23 protein-coding genes (1 of these 23 only partly in view) are annotated in these 24,114 nt (G+C 61.6%); 2 read left to right on the top strand and 21 right to left on the bottom strand.

The window, feature by feature from the left end; translation table 11 throughout:
* From clpB to rluD, 3 genes are all read right to left on the bottom strand, one after another.
* On the bottom strand, window positions 1-1,690 hold the 5' portion of the coding sequence (gene clpB / locus AN401_RS02915) for an ATP-dependent chaperone ClpB (protein ID WP_096778493.1). The gene continues 884 nt to the left of window position 1, outside the view; 1,690 of the gene's 2,574 nt are visible here — the first part of the coding sequence; it begins with the start codon at window positions 1,688-1,690; its stop codon lies beyond the left edge, outside the window.
* 110 nt (window positions 1,691-1,800) lie between these two features.
* Window positions 1,801-2,526, bottom strand: coding sequence for a purine nucleoside phosphorylase YfiH (gene yfiH / locus AN401_RS02910; RefSeq protein ID WP_096778492.1), 726 nt, complete (start codon window positions 2,524-2,526; stop codon window positions 1,801-1,803).
* Window positions 2,517-3,497 carry a 23S rRNA pseudouridine(1911/1915/1917) synthase RluD gene (gene rluD, locus AN401_RS02905; RefSeq protein ID WP_094040836.1) on the bottom strand — a complete coding sequence of 327 codons (981 nt, stop codon included), beginning with the start codon at window positions 3,495-3,497 and terminating at the stop codon, window positions 2,517-2,519. The genes yfiH and rluD overlap by 10 nt, the downstream gene beginning before the upstream one ends.
* A 113-nt stretch (window positions 3,498-3,610) precedes the next feature.
* On the opposite strand from rluD, the gene AN401_RS02900 reads away from it, so the two are divergent.
* Window positions 3,611-4,357, top strand: coding sequence for an outer membrane protein assembly factor BamD (locus tag AN401_RS02900; protein ID WP_094040835.1), 747 nt, complete (start codon window positions 3,611-3,613; stop codon window positions 4,355-4,357).
* 70 nt (window positions 4,358-4,427) lie between these two features.
* Here AN401_RS02900 and gshA read toward each other — a convergent pair whose 3' ends face one another.
* The 3 genes from gshA to AN401_RS02885 are packed head-to-tail and all read right to left on the bottom strand — an operon-like array spanning window position 4,428 to window position 9,845.
* Window positions 4,428-6,020 (bottom strand): glutamate--cysteine ligase, encoded by a 1,593-nt coding sequence (gene gshA, locus AN401_RS02895; protein ID WP_096778491.1) that lies wholly within the window; start codon window positions 6,018-6,020, stop codon window positions 4,428-4,430.
* Between the two features lie 57 nt (window positions 6,021-6,077).
* Complete coding sequence (locus tag AN401_RS02890; RefSeq protein WP_096778490.1) at window positions 6,078-8,882, bottom strand: M16 family metallopeptidase; 2,805 nt, start codon at window positions 8,880-8,882, stop codon at window positions 6,078-6,080.
* Window positions 8,883-8,912: 30 nt separating this feature from the next.
* On the bottom strand, window positions 8,913-9,845 hold the full coding sequence (locus AN401_RS02885; RefSeq protein WP_096778489.1) for an NADP-dependent oxidoreductase: 933 nt from the start codon (window positions 9,843-9,845) through the stop codon (window positions 8,913-8,915).
* 167 nt (window positions 9,846-10,012) lie between these two features.
* On the opposite strand from AN401_RS02885, the gene AN401_RS19650 reads away from it, so the two are divergent.
* Window positions 10,013-10,180: a hypothetical protein gene (locus AN401_RS19650; RefSeq protein ID WP_157772145.1), complete on the top strand. Its 168-nt coding sequence runs from the start codon at window positions 10,013-10,015 to the stop codon at window positions 10,178-10,180.
* A 75-nt stretch (window positions 10,181-10,255) separates the two neighbouring features.
* Here AN401_RS19650 and AN401_RS02880 read toward each other — a convergent pair whose 3' ends face one another.
* From AN401_RS02880 to AN401_RS02820, 15 genes are all read right to left on the bottom strand, one after another.
* Complete coding sequence (locus AN401_RS02880; protein WP_094040831.1) at window positions 10,256-10,993, bottom strand: ferredoxin--NADP reductase; 738 nt, start codon at window positions 10,991-10,993, stop codon at window positions 10,256-10,258.
* A 96-nt stretch (window positions 10,994-11,089) separates the two neighbouring features.
* Window positions 11,090-11,539 carry a 50S ribosomal protein L9 gene (gene rplI, locus AN401_RS02875; protein ID WP_094040830.1) on the bottom strand — a complete coding sequence of 150 codons (450 nt, stop codon included), beginning with the start codon at window positions 11,537-11,539 and terminating at the stop codon, window positions 11,090-11,092.
* A gap of 40 nt (window positions 11,540-11,579) precedes the next feature.
* Window positions 11,580-11,807 (bottom strand): 30S ribosomal protein S18, encoded by a 228-nt coding sequence (rpsR, locus tag AN401_RS02870; protein ID WP_014291460.1) that lies wholly within the window; start codon window positions 11,805-11,807, stop codon window positions 11,580-11,582.
* 27 nt (window positions 11,808-11,834) lie between these two features.
* On the bottom strand, window positions 11,835-12,203 hold the full coding sequence (gene rpsF / locus AN401_RS02865) for a 30S ribosomal protein S6 (protein WP_094040829.1): 369 nt from the start codon (window positions 12,201-12,203) through the stop codon (window positions 11,835-11,837).
* A 274-nt stretch (window positions 12,204-12,477) separates the two neighbouring features.
* Window positions 12,478-13,341, bottom strand: a complete 864-nt coding sequence (locus AN401_RS02860; RefSeq protein WP_096778488.1) for a DMT family transporter — start codon at window positions 13,339-13,341, stop codon at window positions 12,478-12,480.
* Window positions 13,329-13,787, bottom strand: a complete 459-nt coding sequence (locus AN401_RS02855; RefSeq protein WP_096778487.1) for a GNAT family N-acetyltransferase — start codon at window positions 13,785-13,787, stop codon at window positions 13,329-13,331. Before AN401_RS02855 ends, AN401_RS02860 begins: the two co-directional genes overlap by 13 nt.
* Before the next feature lie 17 nt (window positions 13,788-13,804).
* Window positions 13,805-14,542 carry a 23S rRNA (guanosine(2251)-2'-O)-methyltransferase RlmB gene (rlmB, locus tag AN401_RS02850; RefSeq protein WP_094039135.1) on the bottom strand — a complete coding sequence of 246 codons (738 nt, stop codon included), beginning with the start codon at window positions 14,540-14,542 and terminating at the stop codon, window positions 13,805-13,807.
* A 78-nt stretch (window positions 14,543-14,620) separates the two neighbouring features.
* The gene (gene rnr / locus AN401_RS02845) at window positions 14,621-16,951 is read right to left on the bottom strand and encodes a ribonuclease R (protein WP_096780285.1); all 2,331 of its coding nucleotides are present in this window, start codon (window positions 16,949-16,951) and stop codon (window positions 14,621-14,623) included.
* 130 nt (window positions 16,952-17,081) lie between these two features.
* Entirely contained in the window at window positions 17,082-17,591 is a 510-nt protein-coding gene (gene luxS, locus AN401_RS02840; protein ID WP_094039137.1) for an S-ribosylhomocysteine lyase, read from the bottom strand.
* Window positions 17,592-17,713: 122 nt separating this feature from the next.
* Window positions 17,714-18,052, bottom strand: a complete 339-nt coding sequence (gene glnB, locus AN401_RS02835) for a nitrogen regulatory protein P-II (RefSeq protein WP_094039138.1) — start codon at window positions 18,050-18,052, stop codon at window positions 17,714-17,716.
* 10 nt (window positions 18,053-18,062) lie between these two features.
* Window positions 18,063-19,682 (bottom strand): NAD+ synthase, encoded by a 1,620-nt coding sequence (locus AN401_RS02830; protein ID WP_096778486.1) that lies wholly within the window; start codon window positions 19,680-19,682, stop codon window positions 18,063-18,065.
* Window positions 19,683-20,200: 518 nt separating this feature from the next.
* Entirely contained in the window at window positions 20,201-21,832 is a 1,632-nt protein-coding gene (locus AN401_RS19645) for a type IV pilus modification PilV family protein (RefSeq protein ID WP_157772143.1), read from the bottom strand.
* On the bottom strand, window positions 21,829-22,983 hold the full coding sequence (locus AN401_RS19640) for a pilus assembly PilX N-terminal domain-containing protein (RefSeq protein WP_157772141.1): 1,155 nt from the start codon (window positions 22,981-22,983) through the stop codon (window positions 21,829-21,831). The genes AN401_RS19645 and AN401_RS19640 overlap by 4 nt, the downstream gene beginning before the upstream one ends.
* The gene (locus tag AN401_RS02825) at window positions 22,973-23,608 is read right to left on the bottom strand and encodes a PilW family protein (protein WP_096778485.1); all 636 of its coding nucleotides are present in this window, start codon (window positions 23,606-23,608) and stop codon (window positions 22,973-22,975) included. Before AN401_RS02825 ends, AN401_RS19640 begins: the two co-directional genes overlap by 11 nt.
* Window positions 23,596-24,108 carry a GspH/FimT family pseudopilin gene (locus tag AN401_RS02820; protein WP_232513370.1) on the bottom strand — a complete coding sequence of 171 codons (513 nt, stop codon included), beginning with the start codon at window positions 24,106-24,108 and terminating at the stop codon, window positions 23,596-23,598. Before AN401_RS02820 ends, AN401_RS02825 begins: the two co-directional genes overlap by 13 nt.
* Window positions 24,109-24,114 lie beyond the last annotated feature (6 nt).

Raw genomic sequence — 24,114 nt, 5'->3', positions numbered from 1 at the left:
CTTCCATGCGCAGCAGCTTCTCCTTCTCCCCTTCCAGCATCTTGGCCACCGGAATGCCGGTCCAGCGCGACAGCACATCGGCGATCTCTTCATCGGTAACCCGGTTTTTCAGCAGGTGCTGCTCCTGCATCTCGGCCTGGGCGGCCAGGTCCAGCTGTTTTTCCAGCTCGGGGATACGCCCGTACTGCAGCTCGGACATCCGCGTCAGATCGCCGGCGCGTCGGGCGACATCCAGTTCCAGCCGCACCTGCTCCAGCTCGGCCTTGATATGCTGGGTGCCGGCCAGGGCCGCCTTTTCCGATTTCCAGACTTCGTCCAGCTCCGCGTATTCCCGTTCCTTCTCCGCCAGTTCGTCGCGGATCAGTTGCAGCCGCTTGCGGCTGCCCTCGTCGTCTTCCTTCAGCAGCGCCTGTTCTTCCAGCTTGAGCTGGATGATGCGCCGATCGAGCCGATCCAGCGGCTCGGGCTTGGAGTCGATCTGCAGCCGGATGCTGGAGGCCGCCTCGTCGATCAGGTCGATGGCCTTGTCGGGCAACTGGCGATCGGCGATATAGCGGTGGGACAGGGTCGCCGCCGCGACGATGGCCGGATCGGTGATCTGCACATGGTGGTGCAGCTCGTAGCGCTCCTTCAGGCCGCGCAGTATGGCGATGGTGTCCTCCACCGTCGGCTGGTTGACCAGCACCTTCTGGAATCGGCGTTCGAGCGCCGCGTCCTTCTCCACGTACTGGCGGTATTCGTCCAGGGTGGTGGCGCCCACGCAATGCAGCTCGCCCCGGGCCAGGGCCGGCTTGAGCATGTTGCCCGCATCCATGGCGCCCTCGCCCTTGCCGGCGCCGACCATGGTGTGCAGTTCGTCGACAAAGAGGATGATCTGCCCCTCTTCCTTGGCCAGCTCGTTGAGCAGCGCCTTGAGCCGCTCTTCGAACTCGCCCCGATACTTGGCGCCGGCCACCAGGGCGCCCATGTCGAGGGACAGCACCCGCTTGTTCTTGAGGCCTTCCGGCACCTCGCCGTTGATGATGCGCTGGGCCAGGCCTTCGACGATGGCGGTCTTGCCCACCCCGGGCTCGCCGATCAGCACCGGGTTGTTCTTGGTGCGCCGCTGCAGCACCTGGATGGTGCGGCGGATTTCATCGTCCCGGCCGATCACCGGATCCAGCTTGCCCTGCTCGGCCCGCTCGGTGAGATCGATGGTGTACTTTTCCAGCGCCTGGCGGTTTTCCTCGGCGTTGGGATCGTCCACCTTCTGGCCGCCGCGCACCTGATCGATGGCCTGGGTCAGCCTGTCCTTGGTCAGCCCCACCCGCTTGAGCAGCTCGCCCAGCTCGCCCTTGTCGTCCAGCGCCGCCAGCAGGAAGAGTTCCGAGGAGATGTAGGCATCCTTGCGCTGCTGGGCCAGCTTGTCGCACTGGTTGAGCAACCGGCCGAGTACCGGCGATACCTGCACGTCCATGTCGCCGCCGCTCACCCTGGGCAACCGGCCCAGGGCCTTGTCGAGTTCGACCCGCAGGCTGTTGCTGTCCACCCCGGCGGTGGTCAGCAGCGGGCGCAGGGTACCGCCTTCCTGGTTGAGCATGGCCAGCAGCAGGTGGCTGGGCTCGATGTAGGCGTGATCCCGCCCCAGCGCCATGGACTGGGCGTCTTGCAGGGCGAGTTGGAATTTACTGGTCAGACGATCAAGACGCATCAGCATTCTCCTCGAAAGAGCCGCTCGGCGGCGGGAGCAAAAGAGTGATTACTGATACTAAAGATGGGGGGTTGTGGCCGGATTTCAACCGGCTACAACATAAGTTTTTGCTAATCCAGCCAGATCAGGCTGGCCATGCGGCCGGTGCGGCCGTCGCGCCGGTAGGAGAAAAAGCGCTCCGCTTCACTGTGGGTACAGTGTTCACCGCCGTAAATATGGTGCACCCCCGCCGCCGCCAGCCGCAACCGGGCCAGGTGGTAGAGATCCGCCAGCCACTTGTCGCCCCTGGGCACGAAGGCATCGGCCGCAAGCGCCGAGTGCTCGATAAAGGCTTCCCTGACGTCCGTTCCCACCTCGAAGGCCCGGGGCCCGATGGCCGGCCCCATCCAGGCCAGCACCCTATCGGGATCAACCTGCATGGCCGCCAGGGTGGCCTCGAGCACCCCGCCGGCCAGGCCGCGCCAGCCGGCATGCGCCGCCCCCACCACGGTGCCGGCGTCGTCGCAGAACAGCACCGGCAGGCAGTCGGCGGTCATCACGGCGCACACCTGACCCGGGGTGCGGGTGACCACGGCGTCGGCAGTGCGATCCTGATCCGCCGTCGGCAGGATCAGCACCCGGGTGCCGTGCACCTGCTCCAGCCATACCGGCTCCGCCGGCAGGTTGAGGCAGGCACCCAGCCGTTCCCGGTTGGTGGCCACATCCTGGACCCGGTCGCCCACATGGGCGCCCAGGTTGAGGCTGTTGAAGGGCGCCTGGCTCACGCCGCCCTGACGGCAGCTCTGGGCGGCGCAGACATTGGCCGGTGCCGGCCAGTCGGGCAGTATCACATCCATACCAGCTCGTCCGGATTGGCCTTGGTGTCGGCGCGCAGCACCTCAACCAGCGCTATCATGTCCTCGGGTACCGGGGCGTGCCATTCCATCAGTTCACCGCTGACGGGATGGGCCAGGCGCAGCATCACCGCGTGCAACGCCTGGCGCTTGAAGCCGCGCAGGAATTCCAGCAGCTCGGGGCTGGCGCCGCGCGGCGGCTTGAGCCGGCCGCCGTAAACGGGATCCCCCACCAGGGGATGCTTGAGGTAAGCCATGTGCACCCGGATCTGGTGGGTACGGCCGGTTTCGAGCCGCAACCGCAACCGGGTATGGGCCCGGAACTTTTCCATCACCCGGTAGTGGGTGACCGCCGGCTTGCCGGTCGGGGTCACCGCCATCTGGATGCGCTGGGTGGGGTGGCGGCCGATATTGGCGTCCACGGTGCCGCCGGCGGTCATGTGGCCGATGGCCACCGCCTCGTATTCCCGGGTGATGTCCCGTGCCTGCAGGGCGGCCACCAGGTGGGTCTGGGCCGGCACCGTCTTGGCCACCACCATCAGGCCGGTGGTGTCCTTGTCGAGCCGGTGCACTATGCCGGCCCGGGGCACCTCGGCGATGGCGGGACAATGGTGCAGCAGGGCGTTGAGCAGGGTGCCGTCCGGAGTGCCGGCGCCGGGATGGACCACCAGGCCGGCGGGCTTGTTGATCACCAGGATATGGTCGTCTTCGTAGACGATGTTGAGCTCAATGGCCTCGGGCTCGAACCGCACCTCGTCTTCCAGCTCGGCGTTCACCAGCACCTGCTGCCCCGGCAACACCTTTTCCCGCGGTTTGCTCACGACTTCGCCATCCAGCCGCACCTGCTCCTGCTGGATCCAGGTTTTTATGCGGGATCGGGAATAATCGGGGAACATTTCCGCCAACGCCTGATCCAAGCGTTGACCGTATTGATGATCGGCGACCACGCCGCTCAGTTCGATTTGCTGGCTCATAGAGACCACTGGTTACCAAAAGAAATTTAATTGGGTATTCTAACGGTTCTTGACGCTGAGCTTAATCAGTTTCCGCTTACTTAGTTTCCGACTCGCAAAAATGGACTCATTCAATGGCTAAACAACGAAGCGTATGGCTCACCCTGACTCTTACTCTGGCGCTGGCCGCCGCCGGCTGTTCCAGCACCAAGAAGGATGCGGTGCCGGATGAGCCGCCCGAGGTACTCTACCAGGAGGCCCAGGAGCGCTTGCAGGCGGGCAACTTTATCCGCGCCGCCGAATTGCTGGAAGCCATGGACTCCCGTTATCCGTTTGGCGCCTACTCCAACCAGGTCCAGCTCGATCTCATCTACGCCTACTACAAGCAGGACGATACCGCCCGGGCACTGGCCAATATCGACCGCTTCATCCGCCTCAACCCCAACCACCCCAGCGTGGACTACGCCCAGTACATGCGCGGCCTGACCAACATGGCCACCGACTACAACTTCTTCCAGGAGTTGCTCAATATCGACCGGGCCGATCGGGATCCGGCCTATGCCCGCCAGGCCTTCGCCGACTTCCGCCAGCTGCTGCGCCAGCATCCGGACAGCGTCTATGCCGCCGATGCCCGGGCGCGGATGATCAGCCTGAAGAACCGCCTGGCCAGGTACGATCTGGCGGTGGCCCAGTTCTACGTGAAACGCGGCGCCTGGCTGGCGGCCGCCAACAGGGCCAAGTTCGTGGTGCAGTCCTACCCGGATACCGACACCATGAAACCGGCCCTGGAAATCATGGCCGACGCCTATGAGCGGCTGGGCCTGACCGACATGGCCAACAACGCCAAGGCGGTGCTCAGGGCCAATTTCCCCGCCGGCTGAGGCTTCTCCCTTCCCAAAAACAGCAGGCCCCGCCTTGGCGGGGCCTGCTGTTTTCAGAAAGCCATCAGACTCACAACTGCTGGTCGCTGAAGTAGGCACTCAGGAAGTCGTCGAAGCTCAGGGTGTCGGCGCGTTCTATCTTGCGCTGACGGGCCAGGGAGCGCACACCTTCTTCATCGAAGTAGCTGTCCTCCCAGTAGCGGGGACGGCTGTTGAGCAGTTGCTCGTGGTAGCGGGCGGACAGGGCCAGGCCGAAGGGCAGCACATCCTGACCGGTATCCTGCAGCGCCTTCAGCACCCGGGCCGAGAGGGTCAGGGAGGGATCCCGGATGGCCGCCAGTTGCTGGCGGTGCGCCTCCCGGTAGCAGCCCCGGCCGCAGCAGGAGTCCAGCAACCGGGCGACATCGGCCAGTTCCTCGAAATAGCGCTCACCCAAAGCCTGCAGGCCGAGGTGTTCACCGCCGAACACCTCCAGTTCCAACCCGGGCTTGCGCCCTTCCAGCACCACCTTGGTGAAGTTGCGCCGGTTGAGGGCGATCTCCTCCTCGCCCAGGGGCGCGGAAGGGGTCAGCAGGCACCACAGCAGGAAGGTATCCAGGAAGCGGATCTGGGCCTGATCTATGCCCACCGCCGCGAAGGGGTTGACGTCGATGGAGCGCACTTCGATGTATTCCACCCCGCGCGAGTCCAGCGCCTGTGAGGGCTTCTCGCCGCTCTCGGTGGTGCGCTTGGGGCGGATGGGGGCGTACAGTTCGTTCTCTATCTGCAGCACATTGTCGTTGAGCTGGCGGTATTCGCCGTCCACCTTCACCCCGATTTTGGCGAACTCCGCCGCATGGGTGCCGATGGCCCGGCGCAGGGACGCCACGTACTGATCCAGGCTGTTGAGGGAGATATTGAGCCCGGCCTGGGCGTTGTTGGTATAGCCCAGATCCGACAGCCGCAGCGAGGTGGCGTAGGGCAGGTAGAGGGTGCCCTTGCCCAGGCGCTCGAACGGCAGGTGATGATCCTTGCCCTTGAGGAAGGAACCGCACAGGGCCGGCGAGGCGCCGAACAGGTAGGGGATCAGCCAGCCGAAACGGTAGACGTTGCGGATAAGCCCCAGATAGGCTTCGGACACGAAATCCTGCAGGCAGCCGCCGTTGCCCTCCAACTGATGCCACTCGCTCCAGAAGCTGTCGGGCATGGAGAAGTTGAAATGCACCCCGGCGATCACCTGCATCCGGCTGCCGTAGCGGTGGTGCAGCCCCTGGCGGTACAGGGTTTTCATCCGGCCGATGTTGGAGCTGCCGTACCGGGCCAGGGGAATGTGCTCGTCCCCCTTCAGCAGGCAGGGCATGCTGAGCGGCCACAGCTGCTCGTTGTCCAGGTGGCGCACGGTGTAACGGTGGATATCGGTCAACTGGGCCAGCAGTATCTCCACCGAGTCGGACACCGGGGTGATGAACTCCATCAGCGATTCGGAAAAGTCGGTGGTGATGTTGGCGTGGGTCAGGGCCGAGCCCAGGCTGGCCGGGTGGGGAGTCTGGGCCAGGTGACCGTCCGGGGTGATGCGCAGGCATTCGCGCTCGATGCCGCGGCGGATGCCCTTGATGGCGGGCAGCCGCTCGGGAGCCTGCAGGGCGAGGATGCGTTCGGCCAGGGAAAGGGTTGTTTCTGTCATTATGGTTACTCTGTGGCGCGGGCCGCCGAGGCGGACCCGCGGGAGGCGGTGGCCTCGTCAGTCAATGGTCAAATCCTGCACCGGAAGATTGAGTTGCGCCAGCGATTTTTCAAGTTTTGCCTTGTCGCCGACCACCACTATCACCATGTCGTCGGGCTTGAGCCATTGGCCGGCCACCTCGGTCAGGCGAACGCCGTCGATGGCGGCCACTATCCGCTGTTGCTCGCTCAGGTAATCCGGCGACAGCTCCATCATCGCCAGTTGCAACAGGAAACCGGCTTTCTGGCTCAGGGTTTCATAGGCCAGGGCGTCCTGTTGGGAATAGCTGCTGCGCAGGTAGGACAGCTCTGCCGGGTTGGGACCTTCGGCCTTGAAGCGGGCGAACTCCGCCAGTATGTTCTCGATGGCCGAGGCCGTCACGTCGCCGCGTACGTCGGTGGCCACCACGAACACCCCCGCATCCCGGTTGCCGGTGAAGAAGGAATTGGCGCCGTAGGTAAAGCCCTTGTCTTCCCGCAGGTTCTGGTTGATGCGGCTGTTGAAGTTGCCGCCCAGGTTGAAGTTCATCAGGTTGGCATGGAAGAAGGGGCCGGTGGCGTCCAGCGGCAGGGCGCGCCGGCCGATACGCAACGCCGACTGCACGGCGCCGGGCACGTCCACCACATAGATGCCGCCACGGGCCGGCTGGGATGCCACCCGCACCGGCGGCAGCTCGGCCGCCTCGCCCTGCCAGCGGCCGAGGAAGGCGAAGGCCTCCCTGGCCTGTTCGGGCGCCAGATCGCCGGCCACTATTACATGGCCGTTGGCCGGGTTGTAGAAACGCTCGTAGAAGTCCTTCACCTGCGCCAGGGTCAGCCTGGCCACCGTCTCCGGCCGGCCGTCGTCCGGCTGCCCCATGCGGGTATCGCCGTACATCAGCTTGCGGAAACCATGCTGGGCCAGCCAGGAAGGCTGGTGTCGGCTCTGGGCCATGCCCTCCAGCATACGGGCCTTGACCAGCTCGAAATCCTGCTCGCGCAGGCCCGGGCTGAACAAGAGCTCCTCCACCAGGGCCAGGGTCTGGGCCAGGTTTTCGGTCAGGCTGGTGACCTCGACAAGGTTGGTATAAAAGCCGCTGCGGACATTGACGCTGGCGCCCAGGCGCTCCAGCGCCTCGCTGAATTCGCCATTGGTGAGCCGGGCCGTGCCCTGGTTCATCATGGCCGCGGTCAACGCCGCCAGCCCCTCCTCGCCCTCGACCTCGGCCCGCTGGCCACCGGGCAGCGACAGTATCACCGACACCACCGGGATCTCGTCATTGAGGGTGCCCAGCAGCTGGATGTTGTTGTCCAGGGTGTGGCGCCACAAGGGCGGCACCCGGACCTGCACCGGCGCCCCCGCCTCCGGCATCCGGCTGCGATCGAAGCTGTCCACCACCTCGCGCAGCGGCAGTTCGTCGATATGGTCCCGCTCGGGCAGTTGCCGCTCGGGCGTCCGGTAATCCGGCTCAGCCGCCTGCCATTCGGTCTTGCCCCTGGGCACCACGCTTAAGCTTGCCTTGGGTTTATCCTGCAGGTACTGGCCGTAGACCGCCCGGACGTCGGCCGGCGTGGTGGCCGCCAGTTGGCGCCAGGCGTTGATGACGTAGAGGGGATCGTCCTTCAGCACCTGGCCCAGGGCCAGTTGCCGCGCCTTACCCTGGCTGCTGTCGAGCCCCAGGATCAGCTCGGCCCGCAGTTGGGTCACCGCCTTGTCGACGTCGTCGGCATCGATACCCCGCTCGTGGATGGCGGCGATGATGCGGTCGATTTCCTGCTGGAGGCCAGCCAGGGAGCCGTCCCGGGACGGGTTGGCGTAGGCCCAGATGCTGAAGGTACAGGCCAGCTCGGCGCAGTAGTGGCTGGCGCCGGCGCCCACCGCCTTGCCGCTCTCCACCAGTTGCTGGTAGAGCAGCGAACTCTTGCCACCACCCAGCACATTGGCCAGCACGTCCAGCGCCGCCTCCTGCTCATGGCCCAGATAGACGGTGGGATAGGAAACATAGAGCATGGGCAGGCGGATGCGGGGATCCTCCAGGGTCTGGTGCCGGCTCTGCTCGAGCCGGGCCGGCCGGGGCTCGGCCCGCGCGACCGCGGGGCCGGCGGGGATGGGGCCGAAATACTGGTCCACCCAGGCCAGGGTCTGGTCGACATCGAAGTCACCGGAGATCACCAGGGTGGCGTTGTTGGGGCCGTACCAGCGCAGGAAGAAGGCCTTGAGATCGTTCACGTCGACCCGGTCCAGATCCTCCACATAACCGATGGGCTGCCAGCTGTAGGGGTGGTCACGCGGATAGAGCAGCTCGCCCATGCGCTCGCCCACCAGGCCATAGGGCTGGTTGTCGACCCGCTGGGCCCGCTCGTTCTTGACCGTGTCCCGCTGGATCTCGAACTTGCGCTGGCTCACCGCCTCCAGCAGGAACCCCATGCGGTCCGCCTCCAGCCAGAGCACCTTCTCCAGGTGGTTGGCGGGCACCGTCTGGAAGTAGTTGGTCCTGTCCTGGTTGGTGGTGCCGTTCATGGTGCCGCCGGCTTCGTTGATCAGGCGGAAATGCTCCTGATCGCCCACGTGCTTGGAGCCCTGGAACATCATGTGCTCGAAAAAATGGGCAAAGCCGGTCTGGTCCGGCTCTTCCCGGGCCGAACCCACGTGATAGGTCATTTCCACGTGCACCAGGGGATCGGAGTCGTCCTGATTGAGGATCAGGGTCAGGCCATTGTCCAGCCGGTACATCCGGTAGGGGATAACCAGCTCATCCTGTCCCTTGTCGACCTCCGCCACCAGCACGGGGGCGGCGGGCGCCAGCAAGGGACACAACAGCAACAACAGGGACCAGTACTTCATGGTGTTTCCTTAAGTGAACAAGCCGGGCTTTCAGCCCCGCAACAGCACCTTGCCGCGGGTGTGGCCGCTTTCAATCTGGCGATGGGCCGCCGGGCCTTCGGCCAGGGGGAAGACGTGGCTCACCTCCACCTTCAGCCGGCCATCGGCTATCATCCCCGCCAGTATATCCAGATGCTCATTGTCGATGCGCCTGAGCATGCCGGTGGCCTTGAGGCCGCGCGCCTCGGCGGCGGCGATCACTTGCGGGGCGGTGATGGTCGGTACCGTCACCACCCGGCCACCTGGCTTCAGGTGAGACAAAAGTGTTTCACCGGAAGTTCCGCCCACCAGGTCGAAGAAGAGATCGACCGGCGCCAGGGCATCCAGGGCGGCCGGATCCCGGTAGTCGATCACCTCGTCCGCCCCGAGGCCTCGCAAAAAGTCGTGATTGCCGGGCGAGGCCAGGGCCACCACGGTCGCACCCAGGCCCTTGGCCAGCTGCACCGCCAGGTGGCCGACACCGCCGGCGGCGGCGGAGATCAATACCCGCTCACCGGCCTGGAGGGCGCCATGATCGGTCAGTCCCTGCCAGGCGGTGGCGCCGGCCAGGGACAGGCCGGCGGCCATTTCATCACTGACCCCCTCCGGCACCAGCAGCAGTTCCTCGGCCTCGACCACCAGCTCTTCACCGTAGCCGCCACCGGCCACCAGACCGAACAGCCGGTCCCCCACCTGATAACAGTTGACCTCCACCCCCAGCTCCAGCACCGAGCCCATCACCTCGAAGCCGGGTGACCAGGGCAGCTTGTCCTTTATGGCCTGGGCCCCCCAGCCGAGGCCGGCACGGGTCTTGGCATCGATGGGGTTGACCCCGGCATAGTGCATCCTGATCCGGACCTGGCCGGGCGCCAGGGCCGGCCGTTCCGCCTCGGTCAACTTGAGTTGATCCGCATCGCCAAAGGCCTGGATGACCAATTGTTTCATGTTTCGCTCCTTGTGCATTCTCGATGAGCCACGGGACTGAACGCACCATAGCATGGCTCCATACCGGCCCTGAATGATAATTGGCTCGACTATGCTCTATTGATACAGTGCACAGATGGATAACCGCCACATCAAACCGGACGCGATTCACCAAAAGGCCCTTTGCTATGACCCGACTGTTCTTGCTCCCCCTGATCCCGGCCCTGTTCTGGTACCTGTTCTTGCTCTATAACCGCATCCCCATCCAGCAGGGCGCCAGGGTGTTCTACTGGATTATCGGCCTGGGCTGGGGGCTGGCCGCCTTCCTCAGCCTGATGATATACCTGACCCGGTGAAACCAAGCTGGAAGCCGGAAGCTGAAGTAATTCGGGCTGCTTCAAGCTTCCAGCTTAAGGCTTGCGGCTTTGTGTTCACCAGTAATTTTCCATCAGGATCTGGCCTGGCCTGCGGCGCAGGTGCTTTTCCAGCCCCCGGCGTTTGAGTTCCTGGATGCTATCGCGCACCATCTGCGGGTTACCGCACAGCATGATCCGGCTGTGTTCGGGGCTGAAGGACAAGCCGACCCGGGCTTCGAGCCGGCCATCGGCGATGGCCTGGGTGATCCTGCCCGGCTCGGCGCCTGCCGCCGCTTCCCGGGACACGAAGGGGACATAATGGAAGCCGGCGCGATCATTGGTCAGGGCCAGGATCCGCTCCCGGTATCCCAGCTCATCGGTGAAACGCACCCCGTGCACCAGCACGATATGCTCGAACCGCTCCCAGCAAGCGCCCTCGGCCAGTATGGACACGAAGGGGCCGACCCCGGTGCCGGTGGCGATCAGCCAGAGATCCCGCCCCGGCGGCACCTCGTCCAGGGTGAGGAAGCCGGCTGCCTGGCGCTGCACCAGCACCTCGTCTCCTGCCGCAAGTCCCGCCAGGTGAGGGGTCAGTTGGCCTTCGGGAATGGTGACCAGGTAAAATTCGGGATCCTGCCCCGGGGCATTGACATAGGAATAGGCCCGGGCCACCTTTTTTTCTTCGGTCTCGAGCGCCAGCTTGGTGAACTGGCCGGCCTTGAAGGGTGCCACCTCGGCCTCCACCACCAGGGAGAACAGACTGTCCGACCATTGCCTGCGCGCCTTGACCCTGCCCCTGATCCACTCTGCCATCGGCTTGCCTCCGTTGGGGTTTTCCCCCACTTTAGCCTTATTGCGGGCAATAAAAAACCCGCGACCAGCGCGGGTTTTTTCAAGCAGCAGCCAGACTTAGGCGGCAACCACCTGGAGCTTGACGGTGGCTTTGACGTCGGCGTGCAGTTGCACACCCACTTCGTATTCGCCAACGTTGCGCAGCACGCCGTCGTACAGGCGAACTTCGCTCTTGGCCACGGCCACGCCGGCAGCGGTGATGGCGTCGGCCACGTCGCGGGCACCGATGGAGCCGAACAGCTTGCCTTCGTCACCGGACTTGGACGCGATAACCACGTTTTCCAGGGCGGACAGTTGATCGGCACGGGCCTGGGCGGCGGCCAGCTGGTCGGCCAGCTTGGCTTCCAGCTCGGCGCGGCGGGCTTCGAAGGCCGCTACGTTGTCCTTGGTGGCCAGCACGGCCTTGCCCTGGGGCAGCAGGAAGTTACGAGCGTAACCGGACTTGACGGTTACCTGGTCGCCCAGGCCACCCAGTTTGGCGATTTTATCAAGCAGAATAACTTGCATTATTACCTTTCCTCTTTAATGGAGCGAGTTAGGCCGCTGCTTACTTGTGCAGATCGGTGTAAGGCAGCAGGGCCAGGTAACGAGCGCGTTTGATCGCACGGGCCAGCTGGCGCTGATACTTGGCGCGGGTGCCGGTGATGCGGCTCGGTACGATTTTACCGGACTCGGTGATGTAGTTTTTCAGGGTAGCGATGTCTTTGTAATCGATCTCGGTAACACCGTCAGCGGTGAAACGGCAGAACTTACGACGACGGAAATAACGTGCCATGATTTTCTTCCTCAGCTAAAACGTGAATTATTCAGCGGCTTCTACACGAGCGTCGTCACGACGGGGTTGACGCTCTTCCTTGGCCTTGGCCATTTCGGAGGGCTCGGTAACCGCCTGCTTGGTGCGCATGATCATGTTGCGCAGCACGGCATCGTTGTAGCGGAAGTTGGTTTCCAGCTCGTCGATCACGGCCTGGTCGGCTTCCACGTTCATCAGAACGTAGTGGGCCTTGTGCAGTTTGTTGATCGGGTAAGCCAGCTGACGGCGACCCCAGTCTTCCAGGCGGTGAACCTGGCCACCGGAGGTGGTGATGGCGCCGGTGTAGCGCTCGATCATGCCGGGAACCTGTTCACTCTGATCAGGGTGAACCATGAATACGATTTCGTAATGACGCATGGATTGCTCCTTACGGGTTATAGCCTCGGCGCGGGCTCAGTCACACCAGCGGAGGCAAGGAACGTATGTTTAATGACTGATTTTAAGGCCGCGTAGTGTAAGGGATAACCGGGGGAAAAGAAAGCGTTAAGCTGTGAGCCGGAAGCCGAAAGCTGCCCGAGTGGTTTTTAAGGTTGCCTTGAACCGCGGCCTCGGCGGTGCAGGCATGAAGCCACCAACCCACAGCAATGCTGTTTGTCTTCCAGCTTCGGGCTTCAAGCTTCAAGCTAAAGCGTCAGCGCAGTCGCCGTTGCAGGCCGATGGCGAGAATGACAATGATGGCCCCCAGATAGAGGTTCCAGTCGGGGAACTCGGCGAACAGCGCCATGCCCATCAGGGTGACGAAGATCAGCCCCGAATACTCGCTGGCGGCGATCTTGCTGGCCTCGGCCATGGCGTAGGCCTGCACGCACACCCCCTGGTAGACGATGCCGAGCAGGGTACTGCCCACCAGCAACCACCAGACCTCGGCCCCGACCGGCTGCCAGTCCGGCAGGGCCAGGGCAAAACTCACCGGTATCGCCAGCGCCTGGGTCAGAAACAGGGTCGCCAGCACCGAACGCCCCTGGGGCAGACGGCGCACCAGCACATTGCTGGCCGCCATGGCAAAGGCGGTCAGCAGCGCCACCCAGCCGGCCCAGTGCCACTCGGCCGGGTTGAGCACCACCAGTATGCCGCCAAAACCGAGCAGGCTGATGCCATAGGCCGGCAGGCGAACCCGCTCCCGGCTGAGCAGGGCGGCCAGCGGCAGCGTCAGCAGGGGGGCTGCGTAGAACACCGCGTTGGCGGTGGCCAGGGGCAGATGGATCAGGCTAACAAACACGCAGACCGAGCCCATCAGCAACAGGTGGCCACGCAGCAGGTAGACTTTCCACTGGCCCAGCCCCCTGCGCTCCCGGGGCAGCCGCCACCAGAACGGCAGCAGCAGCAGCGAGGTCATCACGAAGCGCAGAAACACGTACTGGTAAGGCCCGACCTCGGTGCGGCCGAGCAGCTTGACCAGCACATCGCCGAAGGAAATGATCAGGTTGCCGAGCACCAGCAGCAGTATCGCCAGCAACTGGCGGTCGGCGGCCATGCGTGCCCTTATCCGTTGCACCCGAGTTCCATCTGCTGGTGGGGGATGCCGTCTTCCAGGTACTCGGGCCCCAGGGGCACGAAGCCCAGGGAAAGGTAGAAATCCCGCACATAGGTCTGGGCACCGAGCTTGAGCGGCCGTCCGGGCCAACACTCGCCCGCCGCCGCCATGGCGCGCCGCATCAGTTCCCGGGCCAGCCCCTGCCCCCTCGCCTGCCGGGCCACCGCCACCCGGCCAATCCAGACCTCGCCGGGCGCCTGCGCCCCCGGCCCCAGCAGCCGGGCGGTGGCCAGCAGCTGCCCGCCCCGCCACAGGTTGAGATGGCGCGTTTGCGGATGCAGATCCAGACCATCCGGATCCTGATAGGCACAGTCCTGCTCCACCACGAAGATCTCGCAGCGCAGCGCCAGCATCTGGTAGAGCTGGGCGGCACTCAGCTCATCGAAGGCGGCGAGCTGCCAGTGCATGGCACCTTCTCCGTCCATCATAGGGAGCGCTGGCGCACCATCTCGAACAGGCAGATGCCGGTGGCCACCGATACGTTCAGGCTGGACACCGACCCCGCCATGGGGATGCTCACCAGTTCGTCGCAGTGCTCCCGGGTCAGCCGGCGCATGCCCTTGCCCTCGGCGCCCATCACCAGCGCCAGGGCCCCGGTCAGTTTGGCCTGGTACAGGCTGTGGTCCGCCTCGCCGGCGGTGCCCAGCACCCAGACCCCCCTGCCCTGCAGGCTGCGCAGGGTGCGGGACAGGTTGGTCACCTGGAACAGCGGCACCGTTTCGGCGGCGCCGCAGGCCACCTTGCGCGCCACCGGCGTCAGGCCGGCGGACTTGTCCTTGGGCACGATGACGCCGTGCACCCCGGCGGCATCGGCGGTGCGCAGGCAGGCGCCCAGGTTGTGGGGATCGGTGACGCCGTCCAGCACCAGCAGCAGGGGATTGGGCTGGCTGTCGAGCAGGGCGTCCAGATCCGCCTCGTTCAGGGCCGGCTGCGCCTTGACCCGGGCCACCACGCCCTGGTGCTGGTGACCTTCCGCCTTGCCGTCCAGGGTCTGGCGGCTGGCGAACTGGACCTTGACCCCCACCGCCTGCAACCGGCTTTGCAGCCCCTGCAGGCGGGCATCGTCCCGGCCTTTCAGCAGCCAGACTTCGAGGATATGTTCGGGATGGGATTCCAACGCGGCATCCAGGGCGTGGATGCCGAAAATCAGTTCACTACTCATGTGTTATCTCGGGGATGGGGGGATTGGAGACCGGGCCGGGGCTAATCCCCAATCCCCGGTCCCCAATCCCTGACTTGATCAGCGACGCTTTCTGCTCTTGGACCGGCCACCCTTGTCGGCCGGCTTGGCCTCCGCCTTGCCGCCGCTCTTGGGCTTGGCCCGCTGGCGCGACTTGAGGTTTTTCGCGCCCTTGCCGGTCTTGGCACCGGCGGGCAGCGCCTCTTCCACCAGTTCGAAGTCGATCTTGCGATCGTCCAGGTTCACCGCCATCACCTTGACCTTGACCTTGTCGCCCAGCCGGTAGCGGCGGCGGAAGGTCTCGCCGATGAGCATCTGACGAGCCGGATCGAACTGGTAGTAGTCGTTCTGCAGGTTGGAGATGTGCACCAGGCCGTCGATATGGATCTCGTCCAGGCGCACGAAAAAGCCGAAGCCGGTGACGTTGGCGATGGTGCCGCCAAACTCGCTGCCCACGTGGTCGAGCATGTATTCGCACTTGAGCCAGTCGGCCACGTCGCGGGTGGCGTCGTCGGCCCGCCGCTCGGTCAGGGAGCAATGCTCGCCCATGGGCGCCACTTCGTCGTACTGGTAGTGAACGCCGCCGGTGGGCGTCCACTTGCCGCTGGGGTTGCCCTGCAGCCTGGCCAGCTGGAACTTGATGGCCCGGTGCAGCACCAGATCCGGGTAGCGGCGGATGGGCGAGGTGAAGTGGGCATAGGACTTCAGCGCCAGCCCGAAGTGGCCCATGTTGTCGGCCTGGTAGACCGCCTGCTTCATGGAGCGCAGCAGCATGGTCTGGATAAGCTCGGCGTCCGGCCGGTCCTTGATCTGCTCGGCCAGCAGGGCATAGTCCGCCGGCTGCGGCTCCAGCCCGCCCTTGAGTTCCAGCCCCAGCTCGCCGAGGAAGCTGCGGAAACCGGTGAGCTTTTCCTCGCCCGGCTTGTCGTGCACCCGGAACAGGGCGTAGGCGTCCTGCTTCTCGATAAAGCGGGCGGCGGCCACGTTGGCCATGATCATGCACTCTTCGATGATCTTGTGGGCATCGTTGCGCACCAGGGGCACGATGCGCTCGATCTTGCGCTGGGGGTTGAACACGAAGCGGGTTTCCTCGCTCTCGAACTCCACCGCCCCGCGCTGGTGGCGGGCCTCCTTCATCGCCTGGTAGAGCCGGTTCAGCTCTTCCAGGTGGGGCACCAGGGGCGCGTAACGCTCGCGCAGGCCCTCGTCCCCTTCCAGGATGGCGGCCACCTTGGTGTAGGTCAGGCGGGCATGGGAGTTCATCACCGCCTCGTAAAACTTGAAGCCGGACAGCTTGCCGGTGGCGGAGACCGTCATCTCCGCCACCATGCACAGGCGATCGACCTGGGGATTGAGCGAGCACAGGCCGTTGGACAGCACCTCGGGCAGCATGGGGATCACCTGCTCGGGGAAGTACACCGAGTTGCCGCGCTGGTAGGCTTCGTTGTCGAGTCCGGTGCCGGGACGCACATAGTAGGATACGTCGGCGATGGCCACCCACAGCCGCCAGCCGCCGGAGCGCTTGGGCTGGCAGTAAACGGCGTCGTCGAAGTCGCGGGCGTCTTCCCCGTCGATGGTCACCAGGGGCAGATCGCGCAGATCCTTGCGGCCCTGTTTGGCCTCCTCGGGCACCTGTTCGGTCAGTTTGGCGATCTCCTGCTTGACCTCTTCCGGCCAGACATGGGGAATACCGTGGCTGCGCAGGGCGATCTCGATCTCCATGCCCGGATCCATGGTCTCGCCCAGCACCTCGGTCACCTTGCCGATGCCGGTCATGCGCTTGGTGGGCCGCTGGGTAATGGCGATCACCACCACCTGGCCCATGCGCGCGCCCATGGTCTCGCCCTGGGGAATAAGGATGTCCTGGGCGATGCGGCTGTCGTCCGGCACCACGTAGCTGACGCCCTGCTCCACGAAATAGCGCCCCACCACGCTCAGGTCGCGGGACTGGAGCAGGCGCACCAGGCGGGCCTCACGCCGGCCCCGGGCGTCGAAGCGCAGGGGCTGCACCAGCACGTAGTCGCCGTGCATCAGGGCGTCCATCTCGCGCTGGGCCAGGAAGAGGTCGTCGCCGCCGTCGTCGGGGCGCACGAAGCCGAATCCCTCCCGGTGGCCGATGACATGGCCCTTCACCAGGTTGAGCTTGTCGGGCAGGGCATAGCACTGGTTGCGGGTGAACACCAGCTGGCCGTCCCGCTCCATGGCGCGCAGGCGACGGCGCAGGGCTTCGGCCTGCTCTTCGCCTTCCAGCGTCAGTTCGGCAAACAGCTCATCCCGGGAGACCGGCGTCTGCCGGGCCTTGATGTGCTCCAGGATGAATTCCCGGCTGGGAATGGGGTTTTCGTATTTTTCGGCTTCCCGTTGAAGGAAAGGATCTTGGTGTTGTGACATAAAGTGGTCCATTTGAGCACTGCAATAAGGGAAGTATATCAGCAGAGAAAGAATAAAGAGTGACAGGACACCCGGTTAAGCCAGTGCTTGCTTGGGCCGGGCGCCGTGCCGCTGGGGGAAGCCGGTGACGTTAGAGGTTTTTCAGCATCTCGTCCGGCAGTTTGAGCGTTTCATTGCTGTTGATACCGATGCCACGCTCGATAATGTTGCGGGCAATGGCCTTGGCCTCGTCCAGGGAGTGCATCGCATAGGTACCGCACTGGTACTCGTTCAGTTCGGGGATCTGGGACTGCGCCTCCACCTTGAGCACGTCTTCCATCGCCGCCTTCCAGGCATCGGCCACCCGCTGCTCGTCCGGCGCGCCCACCAGGCTCATGTAAAAGCCGGTACGGCAGCCCATGGGGGAGATGTCGATGATCTCCACGCCATTGCCGTTGAGGTGGTTGCGCATAAAGCCGGCGAACAGGTGCTCCAGGGTGTGGATGCCCTTCTCCGACAGGATTTCCTTGTTCGGCAAACAGAAACGCAGATCGAACACGGTAATGGTGTCGTTGTGGGGGGTGGCCATGGTCTTGGCGACCCGCACCGCCGGGGCCTCCATACGGGTATGGTCGACGGTAAAACTGTCCAGCAGTGGCATGGGGTATTCCTCGATTCAATCAATAACGGGCAATTGTGGCAAAAAAGCCGGGTGGTGGAAACCGGGGGCCGGGAATTGGTGACCCGGGATGGCTCCCTGGCCCCGCCCCCTGTGCCGGGTTTTCACACCGCTTCTTCGTTCTGCTCACCGGTGCGGATGCGGATCACCTGGCCCACATCGAACACGAAAATCTTGCCGTCGCCGATCTTGCCGGTGCGGGCGGTGGTTTCGATGGCCTCGATGCAGGATTCGACCAGGTCGTCCTGCACCACCAGCTCCAGCTTGACCTTGGGCAAAAAGTCCACCATGTATTCGGCGCCGCGATACAGTTCGGTATGCCCCTTCTGGCGGCCAAAACCCTTGACTTCGGACACCGTCATGCCGGTGATGCCGCGCTCGGCCAGGGCTTCGCGCACGTCGTCCAGCTTGAAGGGTTTGATGATGGCTTCGATCTTCTTCATCGGTGGCTCCTTACCAATTTATTTTGCCAAACCCGGAGGTGATGGGGTAACGCCGGTCCTTGCCGAAGTTGCGCGGCGTGATCCGCGGCCCCACCGCACTCTGGCGGCGTTTGTATTCGTTGATATCCACGAGTTTGATCACCCGGCGCACCTCGGCCTCGGCAAAGCCGGCGGCCAGCAGTTCCTCCAGGGACTTGTCCTGCTCCACATAGGCTTCGAGGATGGCATCCAGCACATCATACGGGGGCAAGCTGTCCTGGTCGAGCTGATCCGGCGCCAGCTCGGCGGAAGGCGGCCGGTCGATGACCCGCTGGGGGATCACATAGCCCAGGGTATTGCGGTATTTGGCCAGCTCGAACACCAGCGTCTTGGGCACGTCCTTGATCGGCGCGAAGCCGCCCACCATGTCGCCGTAGAGGGTGCAGTAGCCCACCGCCACCTCGCTCTTGTTGCCGGTGGTCAGCACCAGGCGACGGCGCTTGTTGGAAATGGCCATCAGCAGCACGCCCCGGGCCCGGGCCTGCAGGTTCTCCTCGGTGGTGTCGCGCTCGGTGCCCTCGAACAGGGGCGCCAGCTGGCCCATAAAGGCGTCGAACATGGGTTCGATGGACACGATATTGAACTCCACGCCCAGGTGGCGGGCTTCCTCTTCCGCGTCTTCCACACTCATGGAGGCGGTGTAGCGGAACGGCATCATCACCGCCTGCACCCGCTCGGCGCCCAGGGCATCGACCGCGATGGCCAGGGTCAGGGCCGAGTCGATACCGCCGGACAGGCCCAGCACGGCGCCGTTGAAGCCGTTCTTGTTGACGTAGTCGCGGGTGGCCAGCACCAGCGCCTGGTAGACCTCGGCCAGGGGGTCCAGCGCGGGCCGGATCTCGGCCGCCACCGGAGCCTTGCCGGCCAGGTGCACCAGCGCCAGCTGTTCCTCGAAGGGGGCCAGGCTCTGGGTCAGCTCGCCTGCGGCGTTGAACACCTTGGAGCGGCCGTCGAACACCAGTTCATCCTGGCCGCCCACCAGGTTCAGATACAGCAGGGGCAAGCCGTTCTCCTTGCTGCGTTGGGCCAGCAGGCTTTCGCGGATCCAGGCCTTGCCCCTGTGGTAGGGTGACGCATTGAGGCTCAGCACCAGCTCGGCGCCGGCGGCACTGACGCCCGCCATGGGCGCGGGCTCCCACACGTCCTCGCAGATCAGCAGGCCGAGCTTGTGGCCCTTGAAGTCGATGACGCAGGAGGCATCGCCGGCGCTGAAGTAGCGTTTTTCATCGAAGACGCCGTAGTTGGGCAGCAGCTGCTTGAAGTAGCGACCCAGCAACTGGCCCTGGTAAAAAAAGGAAGCGGCGTTGTAGAGCTTGCCGTCTTGCCGCCAGGGGTGTCCCACCACCAGGGCGGTGTGCAGGCTTGCCGCCGCCATCCGGGCAAGGGCCGCGTCCACCCGCTGGTAGAGATCGTGGCGAAACAGCAGATCCTCCGGCGGATAGCCGGTGATGGCCAGCTCGGGAAAGAGCACCAGTTCGGCGCCCTGCTCCGCCGCCCGCCCGGCGGCGGCCAGCATGGCATCGGTGTTGGCTTCGATGGCGCCCACGGTCAGATTGAGCTGCGCCAGGGCCAGGGTAAGGTGTTGGGACATGGGTCTGTCTGTGGTTGAGTCCTGATAGCTGCATAGTAAAGAAAGAAGAGGGGCTTGTCAGGCCCCTATGCTGCCGCGCACGCTAAGGATCGGAAACTGACTCTTAGTGACAAGCCCGGTTGTCTGATTTAACGCAGAAGAAGAGGCAACAAGGCCACCTCCACCGACAAGCCCCAAAATATGACACTCGCCGTTTTGGCCTGCTGCGAACATTCACTGGATGTTCAGTCAGGCCGAAACCGCTCGTCGCGGCGAGCAAGCTCTCCCCCTGTACGCTCGCACCTGCCGGGTGTCGCGGCAACCGGAGGCCTCCCGCGCTGCAACTTGCTACTGGCAACTCGGTCGCGGCGATACCTCCAGTGCAAGGCGCTTCGCGTCCCCTGGCAGGTGACTGCGGAGCGATAGGGAGGATAAAGGGCGCGGCGGAGCCCCATGGAGGGGTTACGGCGTGCCGGAGGAGGAGTGTCCTTTGGCCGATGTTTGGTGCCTTATCATCACCAAAAACTGGTGACTAAGAGTCAGGGGGCCAGGATATCCACCGTCGTCCTCCGCACCTTGCTATTTGAGCTGGTTATATCATCACCATCATCTTCATCTTCAATCGGAGAAATGGGATAGCTACCGGCAAGCCCACTGTTGCTGCGCCCCATATACACTGTTACTTTATCTCCTGGTTGCAATGAAGAATCACTATTACCATCGCCTTTTGTTACAGTGACATCTGCTAATTCTGTAACATCAAGCTCATTAAAAGGTATATATCTTAAAACCTTACTTTTTTGTGCGTCATCATCAAAAATACCGGCCAAATACTCTTTATACTCGGGAGATAAAAAATCCACATAGATGGCTTTAACGGAGAGCTTATCAAGACCGTCACCGGCCACAGGGTATAATGGTGAAAGATCAGGCGCACCAGACAAACACGTATTAAAGCCGGAATCAACATTAAGCATATCCGAGTTATCAATTTGTGCCTTAGCATAACATTCAACGATTTTACTTATATAGCCCTTATATAAGGAGTCAGACTCATTAACATCAACCTCCAAAAGATCCGAGTTAAACACATTCAAAACAACCAAATTCCAATCCTGCACCGTTCTGAAAAATCCGTCCACACGCACCAAACGGCAGGACTCTAAATAAGCACCGCCGCTCTCTGGTTCGACCTCTGTAAATGTAAATGGACCACTACCTGATCTTGAGTAATGTTTATGTTTCCCTCCTTCCTGCCCCCACTTGACAGCATCATACCAATTATCAAATACATCTAAGGATATTCCTTCGTCCGTCACATCTGCTGCATCAAAATGATCTTTGCAACACTGTTGACATAAGGGTGGGTTTCCAGAACTAGCACTACCTTCTTCCTTTTTTACAATATCACCCACGTCCCAATAAACAAAGTTCCCTCTAATTTCATGCTGGGTAGGAAGTCTTGGTTTAGGAGGATATTCAGGGGGGGCTGATTCATAGTCAACCAACCCTTTCATACTACAATTACAAGATACCGTTTCCATTTCTTGCTCAATCAACTTATTCCTGGTGGATGACATCGCATCATAGGTCATGGTCTTCATTTTCACTGACTTATTGCCCGATGTATATACCGTAACAACAGGCTTACTGGTTTCCTGTTTACTACCTACATCATCCAAATCGATTGCTACAACATCCGGCGCTTGTCCCGGGGTAAACTCAACCTTTGGCCCTCCAGATCCTGTACCAAAAACATCACTCCCTGTACCAAAGGGGCCACGAGTCACTGATAGGTTTGGCGTGATGCTTGAAGATAATGAAACGCTCTCACTATCACCACCAGCTCCTATCCAAAACACCTCAACATAAACATCTTTAACAGCTCCATTAGACACCACACTCCAAACAACATCATATGACACATCATCTATTGACAAAGTTTCACTACCATCAGCCAGCGCTTCATACTCTGCCATATTTTTAAAGATCCTCAGATCATCTAACCTTGACTCAGCCAAACGGATAGCAACCTCTCTACTCCGTCCATCCCTTATGTACTCAAGATATGTTTTATTCAGACTGAGCAAGGAGCCTGCCGTTACCGCAACAATGAAAAAAGATATAAACACCTCAATCAGACCAAACCCATGCTGCTTATTAAAAATCATGGTTCCCCCTCCCAATCTTTCCAGCTTCCCGGAATGTAGCTAAACTTAAGAAAGGGATTATTAGCATTCACCGAGCTATCACAAACCTTAATAACACACAGCACATCCTCGTCATATACCATATCAAAAGTCCCGGCAGGCACCTCTACTTCTGGGTCACTAATCACCATGGCACCATTGAATACGGCCCCACCATTAAGAGTTATCTTTTTTTTATCTGCAGTCTTATATTGACCTTCAATATATGCATAACCATAAAACGATGAATTTGCATTCATCTGAAACTTCCCATCTCTAACAATAATAAAAAGAGGGGCATCCTTACTCCCTACACTACCGGAGATAGTACAATCTCCATCAACAATATAGAATCCAGATTCAACATTGGACAAACTATTGCAATCAGATAAAAAAGCTGACGCCCTGAATTCTATTATTGTCCAATTTGTTTCTCCAAACACGTACTCCATTAATGCTTCCTTTGTACCAGGAAACTCATCATCATTATCAATTATGTCTCCACCATCTTTATTTTTGTTACTATACTGTTCAGATGAGTTGCCACACTTATTTCTATATCTGTACTCGTGCAGACCACAAGTTTTATAGTCACCAGTACCACCAATAGGTTGAGACGACCATACAGAAACTGGAACACCCAACCCTCCGCCATTAGGGTTAGCTACCACGGTAATAGTTCCCTTCAGTGTTCCTGTACCTCGAGTTGTTATAGGAGGAGGCTCACCATTATTAGGATTGAGCATCCCAGTTTCGGCCGCATCGACAGTAACTACAGCACGGGTACCATTATAGCTAGAGGCCTCAGAGCTTAATCTGGCTACCCCCGTATCAATACTTTCAATATCAACCACATAATCAATATTCATCATATCCGAGCTGAATGAACCCGAGATCACATTCAAACCTCTCAACGATGGGTCGATCTTCAATGCCGCCATTGCCTCGGCTATACCTTTTTCGGCCGCCGCCATGGCTACCCGGTATTCGATTTCGTTCAGGGTCAGCCGCTTGTCGGCGATCAGCACCTTGCCGATAAAGGCCGATACCGCCACCAGTATTGACAAAAGTATCAAGGTAACCACCAAGGTGGTGAAGCCGCCGTGGATGCTATTTTTCATATCAGTAGCCATCGTTTCTTACCTTGACCCGCCGCTCCAGGCTGATGGACAGATCCGGGTTTCTGGCATTGGAGGCACTAATGCGGATATTCACCGCCCGCACCCCGGTGGGAGTACTGCCGGAAACCAGGTCGAAGCCCAGGTTGTCGATCACGACTTCGGTGCTCGACACCAACTGGTTGCCGCCGGTATCACAATCGGCGCTGCTCAATGCCGAAGAAGCCGAGTTGTCCTTCACCCTCAGTTGCTGGCTGGCAGCGATATAACTGTAAATCCTGCCGACATTAGCTCCCTCTTCCGTATCCCGGTACTTCACCCTGATGCAGGTGGCGGTGGCCGGAGAGGCCGGCCAGAGATCCTTTTCCGTCGAGAACGTATAGGCCGAAGCACTGGGAGGGCTGTTGCCGACCAGAGCCACCGCGTTGGGGTCGTATCCCGCCCGCTGGATATCCCGGGCGATGATATCGGTGACCGCCTGCACGTCCTGGTTCAAGCGGGACAGCATCAAGGTGGTATTGCCGGAGACGATCACCGAGGTGAAGAGGGAAATCCCGCCGGCCACCACCACCAGGCCCGCCACCAGCGATACCAGCATTTCCACCAGGCTCATGCCGTTCTGCCTGTTCAAGAAGGACATGGTGAAGGCACTCCTATCAGGCTTTGGTTGGAGCAGGTTCGGATACCACTCACATTAGAAGTAACCACCCGCATCTCTTGAGTACCCTTGCTGATAGCAACGTTGCCGGCAAGCAAGGTGTTTCGCCTTGGCCAGAAAGTAAGCTTTTTCTCCGTCCCAACATAGTTTGCAGTCAAGGTAATGCTAGGGAAATATTGGCTACTTACCGACTGGATAACATCGCCTGAACAGTCGGCAGAATCTAGCAGTTGATAGCTCCAATCGAGAGTACCTGAACCACTGAAGCACACCGTTACCGCCCGGTTGCGCTTGATCGCCTCGCTCCGCGCCAGTTGCAGATCCGAGTAGACGACCATGCCGGCGCTGCGCACCTGATATTGCTGGCGCAGCTCCTGAAAGCTGGGCACGGCAAGGGTCAGCAGCACCGCCAAAACGGCAATAGCCACCAGCAGCTCAACCAATGTGAGACCTGTCTGACCCCGTGTCATCTGCTTCTCCATGAAGGC

It is taken from the genome of Zobellella denitrificans, assembly GCF_002407485.1.
In the GTDB taxonomy this organism is placed as follows: domain Bacteria; phylum Pseudomonadota; class Gammaproteobacteria; order Enterobacterales; family Aeromonadaceae; genus Oceanimonas; species Oceanimonas denitrificans.
The sequence above is the reverse complement of the archived record's forward strand: the minus strand, read 5'-3'. Positions and strand labels throughout refer to the sequence as shown.